9 protein-coding genes and 1 other annotated feature are annotated in these 10,711 nt (G+C 37.5%); of the genes, 2 read left to right on the top strand and 7 right to left on the bottom strand.

Going from position 1 to position 10,711, the window contains the following annotated elements:
- Window positions 1–183: 183 nt before the first annotated feature.
- The 3 genes from RST01_RS15785 to RST01_RS15775 all read right to left on the bottom strand — a co-directional run bounded on the left by RST01_RS15785 (window position 184) and on the right by RST01_RS15775 (window position 2,806).
- Window positions 184–852, bottom strand: coding sequence for a deoxynucleoside kinase (locus RST01_RS15785; protein WP_147198313.1), 669 nt, complete (start codon window positions 850–852; stop codon window positions 184–186).
- Complete coding sequence (locus tag RST01_RS15780) at window positions 849–1,487, bottom strand: deoxynucleoside kinase (protein WP_147198311.1); 639 nt, start codon at window positions 1,485–1,487, stop codon at window positions 849–851. The genes RST01_RS15785 and RST01_RS15780 overlap by 4 nt, the downstream gene beginning before the upstream one ends.
- A 173-nt stretch (window positions 1,488–1,660) precedes the next feature.
- Window positions 1,661–2,806, bottom strand: a complete 1,146-nt coding sequence (locus tag RST01_RS15775) for a glycosyl hydrolase family 18 protein (protein WP_147198309.1) — start codon at window positions 2,804–2,806, stop codon at window positions 1,661–1,663.
- 87 nt (window positions 2,807–2,893) lie between these two features.
- On the opposite strand from RST01_RS15775, the gene tadA reads away from it, so the two are divergent.
- Window positions 2,894–3,379 carry a tRNA adenosine(34) deaminase TadA gene (gene tadA / locus RST01_RS15770; protein WP_147198307.1) on the top strand — a complete coding sequence of 162 codons (486 nt, stop codon included), beginning with the start codon at window positions 2,894–2,896 and terminating at the stop codon, window positions 3,377–3,379.
- Between the two features lie 43 nt (window positions 3,380–3,422).
- Here tadA and serS read toward each other — a convergent pair whose 3' ends face one another.
- Window positions 3,423–4,703, bottom strand: a complete 1,281-nt coding sequence (serS, locus tag RST01_RS15765) for a serine--tRNA ligase (RefSeq protein ID WP_147198305.1) — start codon at window positions 4,701–4,703, stop codon at window positions 3,423–3,425.
- A gap of 76 nt (window positions 4,704–4,779) precedes the next feature.
- Window positions 4,780–4,992, bottom strand: a binding site (T-box leader).
- A 285-nt stretch (window positions 4,993–5,277) separates the two neighbouring features.
- Here serS and pdxR point away from each other — a divergent pair.
- Window positions 5,278–6,699: a MocR-like pyridoxine biosynthesis transcription factor PdxR gene (pdxR, locus tag RST01_RS15760; protein ID WP_147198303.1), complete on the top strand. Its 1,422-nt coding sequence runs from the start codon at window positions 5,278–5,280 to the stop codon at window positions 6,697–6,699.
- A gap of 22 nt (window positions 6,700–6,721) precedes the next feature.
- On the opposite strand, the gene RST01_RS15755 is transcribed toward pdxR, so the two are convergent.
- The 3 genes from RST01_RS15755 to RST01_RS15745 all read right to left on the bottom strand — a co-directional run bounded on the left by RST01_RS15755 (window position 6,722) and on the right by RST01_RS15745 (window position 10,196).
- Window positions 6,722–7,984, bottom strand: coding sequence for a serine hydrolase (locus tag RST01_RS15755; RefSeq protein WP_244946740.1), 1,263 nt, complete (start codon window positions 7,982–7,984; stop codon window positions 6,722–6,724).
- Window positions 7,985–8,149: 165 nt separating this feature from the next.
- On the bottom strand, window positions 8,150–9,616 hold the full coding sequence (gene guaB, locus RST01_RS15750; RefSeq protein ID WP_147198299.1) for an IMP dehydrogenase: 1,467 nt from the start codon (window positions 9,614–9,616) through the stop codon (window positions 8,150–8,152).
- A gap of 103 nt (window positions 9,617–9,719) precedes the next feature.
- Entirely contained in the window at window positions 9,720–10,196 is a 477-nt protein-coding gene (locus tag RST01_RS15745) for a glutathione peroxidase (RefSeq protein ID WP_147198297.1), read from the bottom strand.
- Window positions 10,197–10,711 lie beyond the last annotated feature (515 nt).

Here is a 10,711-nt window from a genome sequence, read left to right as displayed (position 1 = left end):
ATTTTTAAATTAAACGCGCATAATAATGAGATTGTATCGTTGCTTTTGATTGTAACGATTTTTTCTTTGCCGTCTAGCTTAGGCTAGATGGCTTTCATTTTTTATATTCAAATAAAGGCAACAAGTACTGCTATAGATAAAACAGCCAGGGAGAAGTTACTTCTATCCCTGGCTGTTTTTTTATTATCGGCGTAAATGAGAGGTTTGCTCCATAAAGTGGCCGATTCTCTCTAAAATTGTTTCAATTGTTTGCGGATTTTTCATCAAATCATAATCATTAATATCTAGACGCAATACAGGACAAGCATTGAAATTATCAATCCAATTTTCATAGCGACGATGCATTTCATACCAATATTCTTTATCTGTTTGTTGTTCCATTGGGCGTCCACGTGACTCTATTCTTTCAATAATATCATCAATTGGTCCCTCAAGGTAAATTAGCAAATCAGGATGTGGAAAATATGGCGTCATCACCATTGCATCAAATAAATTGGTGTATGTCTCAAAATCAACGGGATCCATCGTCCCCTGATCATAGTGCATTTTAGCAAATATCCCTGTATCCTCATAGATAGAACGATCTTGTATAAATCCACCGCCGTATTCAAAAATACGCTTTTGCTCTTTAAAGCGTTCAGCAAGGAAGTATATTTGCAAATGGAAACTCCATTTATTAAAGTCATCGTAAAATTTATCAAGATAAGGGTTTGTATCAACTTTCTCAAAAGAAGTGCGGAAATTTAGAGCATTGGCCAGCGCCTTTGTCATAGTAGACTTCCCAACTCCTACAGTTCCTGCAATAGTAATCACAGCATTCGATGGGATGCCGTATTTTTCTCTTAAATTCATCCTTTCAAGCTCCTTTTTGTTAGCTTTTCTTCAATGGTATAAAGAATTTCCTTTAAATCATTGTCGTATTTCACAAAATCTAGTTGGTCTCCATTGAAACGTATGACAGGAATATCAGGATGCTCTTCTTCAAAAGTGTTGATAAAGGTATGATAATCTTCTACCAGCTGCTCCATGTATTCTCTTGAAATCATTTTTTCAAAATCTCGTCCTCTCATCGCGATCCGTTTCATCAATGTGTCGACGCTCGCATATAAATAAACCACAATGTTAGGTTGAGTCAAATCTTTCGTTAAAATTTTATATATCTCTTTATACTTGTTAAACTCACCAGGTGGTAAAGTTCTTTGAGCAAATATAAGGTTTTTAAAAATATGATAATCAGCTACTACAGGGCTATTACTTTCTGCCATATACTTTTTGATATCATTTAATTGTTTATAGCGATTGCATAAGAAGAACATTTCCGTTTGAAAGCTCCACTCATCAATATCCTCATAAAATTTATTTAAAAAGGGATTTTCGTCCACTATCTCTTTCAATAAATGAATATTAAAAGCATCAGAAATATTTTTGGATAGTGAAGTTTTCCCTACACCAATAGGCCCCTCAACCGTAATAAACGGTACTGGCATCAGAAGACCTCCTCGCTTATCTCTTTAGTCAATGACTATAATTTTAACACAAGAGATATAGCATGGACAGTCCAAGTCTTCTTTTGTTTTAAACTATGTATTTTTAGAAAATAAAAAAACCTTGGCATTCACCAAGGCTGTTTTCCCTTTAATGTCCATCAGAATGAAAGAGATTAGAAAAGATGTTTCACGTGAAACTTTTGTTGTAATAGCGCCCAATTTTGAGGAAACGAAAAGCCTAGATGCCAATAAGCAATTCCCCTTAATCCCAATTCCTCTAAAAGTTCAAATTTTGCTTCGATGGATCTTGCATCTTCAAACCATACAACATGTTCGACTCCATTTTTCCAGTAGTGAAAATATGGAGCTTGTGCCACTGTATCATATGATATGGCTGCATTATTTTGTTTTGCTACTTCTATGGCATACTGTGAGCTTACTGCAACAGCATTTGGGTTACCTACCTTATATGGTAATTTCCAGTCATATCCATATAAGTTTTGCCCCATCATAATTTTTGAGGCCGGCATTTCGCTAATTGCATATTCTAATACTTGTCTTACTGGATGGATCGGCGATACTGCCATTGGTGGGCCACCGCTATACCCCCACTCATATGTCATGATCACAACAAAGTCCACAGTTTCTCCAATTCCCTTATAATCGTGCCCACCATACCACTTACTGCTTTGGCTTGCACTTGTTTTGGGTGCTAATGCAGCAGAAACAGTTAAACCTGCCGGATGAGCTCTAGCTACAAGCCTTACTAGCATAGCTACATATAAATCTTTATCTTCAGGCGGCAAATATTCAAAGTCTACATGTATATCTCTTGCATTGTGAAGTTTTGCCTCACTCAGTGCAGCATCCATCATCACATCTTGTAATGCTTCACTCGTTAAAATGTCATGAGCTAATGTATCACTGAATGCCCCATTCTCAATATTTGTTAAAACTACTGCACTGGCTGTCCGATTAGCTGTAGCGATTTCCCCTAAATTTCCCCACTCAAGGCCTGTTAAAGTCCCGTCTCTTTTTACTTCATAAGCGAATGGCATCATATAAGTAAGCAACGGACCTCTCTTTCTTACCTCTTGTGATAATCGAGCAGGCACTTGCTGTGTATACCATTCTGCATAGCCATTCGTTTCAATGGACTTACGATTTACATTCAATTTTTCCGGCAATACAAGAGTTTGTCCAACGACTAAAACATCTGGGTTTGGTAATTCATTTAATGCAGCTATGGCAGCAGCGGTTGTATTATGTTCTCTTGCAATTTTATATAAGCTGTCACCTTGCTTTACAACATAGATCAAAGAAAGCCTCCTCTATTTCTTCATGTGGAATAATATATGCATCCTGTCAGCTAAACATGCTAAACTATTTGACAAGGAGCGTGTTTCATGAATACTGATCACTATTTTATGGAGATGGCAATAGAAGAAGGAAAGAAGGCAGAGACCCTAGGAGAAGTGCCTATTGGTGCAGTCATCGTACAGCATGGCACTGTTATTGCAAAAGCACATAATCTGCGCGAAACAACACAAAATGCTGTTACTCATGCCGAACTCATGGCCATTCAAGATGCATGCAAATCCCTTGGAAGTTTTCGATTAGAGGAGACAACATTATACGTCACACTAGAACCTTGCCCTATGTGTGCAGGTGCGATTTTACAATCACGAATTCCTCGTGTTGTCTATGGTGCACGGGATCCTAAAGCTGGCTGCGTAGATTCTCTTTACCACCTTTTAAATGACAGCCGCTTTAATCATGAATGCGAAGTAACGGAAGGCGTTATGGGTACAGAATGCGGTCAATTATTATCCAGCTTTTTTAAAGAGTTGCGTGCAAAGAAAAAAGCAAAACGTTTAGCTGATAAGAAATAGAAAAAAGCGATCCGCTATGGCAGATCGCTTTTTTATATCAATTTTACTTAGGAGCGATTTCTGTCAAACCACCCATATACGGTACTAACACTTCTGGTATTTTCACACTGCCATCTGCTTGTTGGTAATTTTCCAAAATAGCAGCTACAGTACGACCGATTGCTAAGCCAGAACCATTTAATGTATGCACATATTCAGGTTTTGCACCTGGTTCGCGGCGGAAGCGAATGTTCGCGCGGCGAGCTTGGAAATCTTCAAAGTTTGAACAAGAAGAAATTTCACGATACATGTTTTGCGTAGGAATCCATACTTCTAAATCATACTTTTTAGCAGCAGTGAATCCTAAGTCAGCTGTACACATTTTTAATTTGCGGTACGGCAGTTCTAGTAATTGAAGTACTTCCTCCGCATGACCAGTTAGTTTTTCCAATTCATTATAAGAGTCTTCTGGCTTTGTGAAGCGTACTAATTCAACCTTGTTGAATTGATGTTGGCGAATCAGACCTCTTGTATCACGTCCAGCAGAACCTGCTTCTGAACGGAAACATGCACTAAATGCTGTAAAGGCTTGAGGTAACTTAGATCCATCAATAATTTCATCCCGATAAAAATTAGTTACTGGCACCTCAGCTGTAGGAATTAAGAAGTAATCTTCTTTCTCTATAAGGAAAGCATCTTCTTCAAATTTTGGAAGTTGACCTGTACCTGTCAAGCTTGCACGATTAGCCATATAAGGAGGAAGTAGTTCCTCATAATCATGTTTGTCTGCATGAAGATCCATCATAAAGTTCCAAAGTGCGCGTTCAAGGCGTGCGCCAAGACCACGATAAAAGACGAATCGACTACCAGTAACCTTACCAGCACGTTCAAAATCGATAATGCCAAGGTCTGTACCTAGATCCCAGTGTGGCTTTGCTTCAAAATCAAATGTTGGAATTTCGCCCCATTTTAAAATCTCTTCATTGTCGTCTTCAGTATCGCCAACAGGAACACTTTCATGTGGAATATTAGGAAGACGCATCATCATATCGTTAAACTTTTCTTCAACTTCATTGAGCTCTGCATCTAACTTTTTGATTTCATCGCCCACTTCTCTCATACGAGCAATTTCTTCATCTGCATTTTCTTTATTACGTTTTTTTAATGCGATGGCTTCAGAAGCTTTATTACGGTCAGCCTTTAATACTTCCGTTTTAGCAATTAAATCACGACGTTGTTGATCCCATTCCTCAAAGTGATCAATTGTGCCAAGATCTTCATTACGGTGTGAAAGCTTTTCTTTAATTTCCGCATAATTTTCGCGGACGCGTTTAATATCTAGCATGTGTAATTCCTCCTAATTGTATTAATCGATGACCGGAAGCAGTGAATTAATGGACGCAAAAAAGCCCTCATCCCCATGAAGGGACGAGAGCATACCCGCGTTGCCACCCTAATTGACTAGACCAATGCCTAATCCACTCATTTTGTAACGGCTATTAACCGGCTGCAGCCTACTAACGTTCAGCTGAGCAACTCAAGGACGGATTCACAAGTGTTTTTATCGATTCGCACCTACCATCGACTCTCTTTAAAAAAACGTGCCTGCTACTGCTTCCTATCATCGTGTTAAATTATAATTAACCATACTTTACAATACATCTAAAGGTTATGCAAGCATTGCAAGCTTGATTACTTTAAAAAAATTAACAACATATGTATTTTCAGTACAGTACAAGCCTTCTCCATTAATATAGCATGCTTGATATGGTATTGTCCCACTGTCCTATATCTCTTTAATCCTGTTACATCATCCTTTCAACCCACAAACAAAACAAGTATGATGTAAGTAAGAAAATTGACCCCGCGAAAGTTCATAGAAATCCAATTTCTATACGGTCAGTTAGGAGTGATAAAGTATGGACATGTTGATGATTCAATTAGAAAAAGATACATCAATTCCCCTTTATGAACAGCTTTACGAAAAAATAAAAAAAGGAATTATCGATGGCTCAATCTCTGTACGTACAAAGCTACCATCCAAAAGAAAGCTCTCTGAATTTTTATCTATTAGCCAAACAACAGTTGAACTGGCTTATGCGCAGTTATTAGCGGAAGGCTATATCATATCCAAGCCTCGCGTCGGTTTCTTTGTAGAAGCAATAGAAGAATTGGCCTATGTAGAGAAAGCTGTCGCACATCCTACTCTAAAGACTTCCGCGAATCTGGAAGTTTATATTGATTTTAATCCAGGCTCTATAGACACTAAAGCTTTTCCTTTTGCAGCATGGAGAAAGTATGCAAAGGACGCAATTGATCTGCATCAAAAAGAGCTCCTGTTGCTAGGCTCGCCTCAAGGGGAATTAGAATTGCGGGAACAAATTGCAAGCTATTTATACCAGTCTAGAGGCGTTCTATGCTCACCAGAACAAATAGTCATTGGTTCTGGGACTGAGCAGCTCTTGCCTATGATAATGAAGCTTTTAGGGGAGAAAAATCATTATGCGATTGAAAATCCAGGCTATACATTAACCCACTATATTTTTGACCAGTCTTATCAGCAAATAATCCCTATTAATGTAGATCAGGATGGGATGAAAATACAACAACTTGAACAAACAGACGCCAATGTTGCCTATATTACTCCTTCTCATCAATTCCCTACTGGTGCTGTGCTATCTGCTTCACGACGTTTCCAATTATTGAATTGGGCAGCCCAAGATAAAAAGCGTTTTATTATTGAAGATGATTATGATAGTGAATTCCGTTATATTGGCAAACCTATTGCTTCACTACAAGGGATGGATCGTCTGAATAAGGTGATTTATCTTAGCACCTTTTCAAAATCATTAATGCCATCTTTGCGGATAGCCTATTTTGTTCTACCTAGAGAACTATTGCCTATATATTACAAGATGTTCAGCTATTATACATCGACTGTTCCACGCTTCGAGCAATATATATTGGCTCAATTTATGAAGGAAGGGCATTTCTCAAAACATTTGAATCGCATGCGGAAAATTTACCGGAAAAAGCTAGAGAAGCTCACTCTTTCCCTGACACCCTATGGACCCAGTGTCTCCATCTCTGGTGAACAGGCGGGAATGCATGTAGTGTTAACTGTTAACCATAAATTAAACGCTCAGACCCTTAGCGAAAGGGCTTTGCAAAAAGGCATAAGAATTATACCCATTACTAATTATATGATCACACCAACTATAGAAGAGCGGGATAACCAATTTCTTTTAGGCTTTGGCGGTTTAGATGAAGACCAAATACCTTATGCAATCGAACAGCTAATGGATTGCTGGGAAATTCAAAAACAAGTAAAAAGGGATTGACTGAATAGTCAATCCCTCATAATTAAAATAGTCCTTTGAAAAAACTTCCGATCTTTTTAAATGTTAACGATATAAAGCCGGCTTTTTCCACAGTCTCTGTAGTTACTACTTTGGCATTTGCTGAAGTGCCATCAATAAAGCCATAATCTTTGCCTGACTTTTTATTGATTTTAACATGCCCAACAACAGTTCCCTTTTTAACAGGGGCATTTAAGGATTTTTTATCTACTACTAGCTTAGCAGTATAATCATCTGCTTCACTTGTTTTAACCATCATTGAAATGGCATCTTTCGTAGCAACTTTTACACTCTTCTCTTTACCCTCTTTTATAGCTACTGATTTTTGATTTTTAAATGCATGACCTGCAGGTAAGATTTCTTCCGTTGTGAATTGTCCAAAACCATAATCAAATAATGTTTTAGCTGCATCAAAACGTGCTTTATGACGATCTCCATTGTTACCTTCTGCATGCATGACCACAGCAATCAAGCGAGTGCCATTGCGTTTGGCTGTACCTGTGAAGCATTGGCCAGCATAATCAGTAGTACCGGTTTTTAGTCCGTCCACACCTTCATAATGATAAACTAAACCAGGTAACATAAAGTTCCAGTTATCCATTTTAATGGCATCGTCTGTTCCTGCACGGAAAGTCTTGCGGGGAATGCTTGATGTTTCTAGAACTTCCGGATGGTCTTTTAATAGATGATAGGCTAGACGGGCAACAGATGTTGCAGGCATTTTGTTTTCATCACTCTCAGAAGTGCCTGTTGGCTGCATACCTTGTAATTGTTCATTATTTAAACCTGTAGAGTTAACAAAGTGGTAATTCTTCAGGCCCAATTCTTTTGCCTTTTTCTTCATTAAAGATAAAAATTCAGTTTCAGAACCTGCAATTGTTTCAGCAATCGCAATGGTAGCTGCATTTGCAGAATAGATAGCCATTGCTTCATATAATTCTTTGATTGTATATTCTCCATCTGCTCGTAATGGAACATTACTCAAAGCACGGTCTTGTGAGATTTTATAAGCATAATCAGACACTTTATACTTTTGATCCCATTTTACTTTTCCATCATTAATCGCATCAAGTAAGATGTATTCTGTCATCATTTTTGTCATGCTGGCAATCCCAAGAGCTTGCTTAGCATTTTTTTCATACAATATTTTTCCTGAATCCGCATCAACTAAAATCGCCGCTTTTACATTCAACCCTAGGTTGTCCGCTGCACTAGCCTTCGTTCCTACTAGGGTAAAACTGCTAAGTACCATGACTACTGCTAGCATGATACTTAAAATTTTACTGATCTTACCTTTTTTCACCATTCTACCTCCGTTAATATATACTTATCTCGCTAATTTTAACATAGAATAGTGGAATACAATAGACAGTTATCAAAAACACCCATTCTGCATTAATTGTTCATGCAAAATGGGTGAAAAGGCTGATACTTATAGTAATGAATAGTTTGGTGCTTCTTTTGTAATTTGAACATCATGTGGGTGGCTTTCTTTCAATCCAGCTCCCGTCATGCGGACAAATTGTGCATTTTCTCTTAGGTCTTTTAAATCCTTTGTTCCGCAGTATCCCATACCTGAACGGACACCGCCAAGCAATTGGTGAATCGTATCAGCTAGAGGCCCTTTATATGGCAAACGGCCTTCAATGCCTTCTGGTACTAATTTTTTTGCATTTTCTTGGAAGTAACGATCTTTTGAACCGTTCTCCATTGCAGCAACTGAACCCATACCACGATATACTTTAAAGCGACGGCCTTGGAAAATTTCTGTTTCGCCTGGAGATTCTGTAGTACCTGCTAGCAAGCTTCCTAACATAACTGTATGTCCGCCAGCAGCTAACGCTTTAATAATATCTCCAGAATATTTGATACCGCCATCTGCTATTATCGTTTTCCCTTGGCGTCTTGCTTCTGTTGCGCAATCGTAGACAGCCGTAATTTGAGGTACACCTACACCAGCTACAACACGAGTTGTACAAATTGAACCAGGTCCGATTCCTACTTTGACAACATCTGCGCCTGCTTCGTACAAGGCTTTCGTCCCTTCCTGTGTAGCAACGTTACCTGCAACGATAACTAAATCAGGGTAAGCTTCACGAATGGCTTTTACTTGTCTTAATACGCCTTCAGAATGGCCGTGAGCTGTATCAATTACAATGACGTCTACTTGTGCCTCCACAAGCTTCTTAATCCGCATCATCACATCTGATGTTACACCAACCGCAGCTCCTACAAGTAAACGGCCATGTTCATCTTTTGCAGCATTCGGATATTCCGTTACCTTTTCAATATCCTTGATTGTAATTAATCCTGTTAATAAACCTTCTTCATCGACAATTGGAAGCTTTTCGATTTTGTATTTTTGTAGCATCTTTTCAGCTTCTTCTAAAGTAGTGCCGACAGGAGTTGTAATAAGATTTTCTTTAGTCATGACTTCATCAATTTTTATTGAGTAATCTTGTACAAAGCGCAAATCACGGTTTGTAATAATTCCGACTAATTTTCGGTCTTCCATCGTATTCACAATTGGTACACCAGAAATACGGTATTTACCCATTAAGTGTTCCGCATCAAATACTTGGTGAGAAGGCGTTAAGAAAAATGGATTGGTGATAACACCATTTTCAGATCGTTTAACTTTTTCTACTTGTTCTGCTTGTTCTTCAATACTCATATTTTTATGGATAATTCCAAGGCCGCCTTGACGAGCCATCGCAATTGCCATAGGTGATTCTGTTACCGTATCCATCCCTGCACTGATAATCGGGATATTTAATTTAATCTTGGATGTTAGATTTACTGATAAATCAACTTCCTTTGGCAATACTTCGGAATGTGCTGGTACAAGCAATACATCATCAAATGTTAAACCTTCTTTGGCAAATTTAGTTTCCCACATTTCTTAAACTCCTCCTACAAAAAAGATATTAATTGTAAGATTAACAACGTAGGCAATTAGTTGTCAAGGAGTCAGCCATAAGAAAGACTATTATGATTTTTCATTATAATAAGTTTTTTAAGTCATCCTCTATTTTTGTAGGGGAAGTTTGAGGTGCATATCTTGCAATGACTTCTCCTTCAGAGTCAATTAAAAACTTAGTAAAGTTCCACTTTATATTATCTGTGAAGAGACCTTTCTTTTCAGAAGTCAGATATTGAAACAGCGGTGAAGCGTTTTCACCCTTAACATCTACTTTTGCAAACATGGGAAATTGTACATTGTAATTCATTTGGCAATAAGCAATTGTTTTATCAATATTGTTGAATTCTTGATGATTGAATTGACTACAGGGAAAACCTAGAACAGTAAAACCTTGATCCTTATATTTATCATATAACTCCTGCAGTTCTTTAAATTGTGGGGTAAAACCACATTTGCTTGCTGTATTTACAATCAACATAGGTGAGCCTTTAAATTCACTTAAAGATTGATCTTCCCCATCTGCTTTTTTGACTACAAAATCATAAATACTCGTCATTTCGCTTCCCCTCTCTATTTTACCGTCCCATTAAAACGTTCTACTCATCATAGAGCCTATCCTTTATCTCTCTTCATACAAGCTCAAATTATTTATTTTATATTTATTTTTAATGTTATCACTAATGTATTCTTTATTCTCTCTATATACAACAAAAATAGCTTAATAGATATATTCCTGTATCAAGAAAAAGTAAACATAGAGATAAAGAGAAGTATAATTTTATAGCGCTAATTTCCAGCTTAGTTGCAATAGATGCAACTAATTCTATAAATCATTGAAACAGATAACTATTAAAAGTGGAGTTGAACAAGCCTTAACAGGCTTTAATATTACCTTTAAGCGTGTAAATGGTTATGAATTATGCACAGTCAACATTTACAGAGATATATAGCTGAGGAATATAAATATGAGGTACTTTATTTGTATTGTATATGGGTGAGTTATAATTTTTTTTATAAACAAAGAAAGTGCAACTGATAAATCAGCTGCACTTTCTTTGCCTAGCAACGTCC

This window comes from Rummeliibacillus stabekisii (genome assembly GCF_007988965.1).
GTDB lineage: Bacteria > Bacillota > Bacilli > Bacillales_A > Planococcaceae > Rummeliibacillus > Rummeliibacillus stabekisii.
Note: the sequence above shows the minus strand (reverse complement) of the source record. Positions and strands in the feature narration are given on the sequence as shown.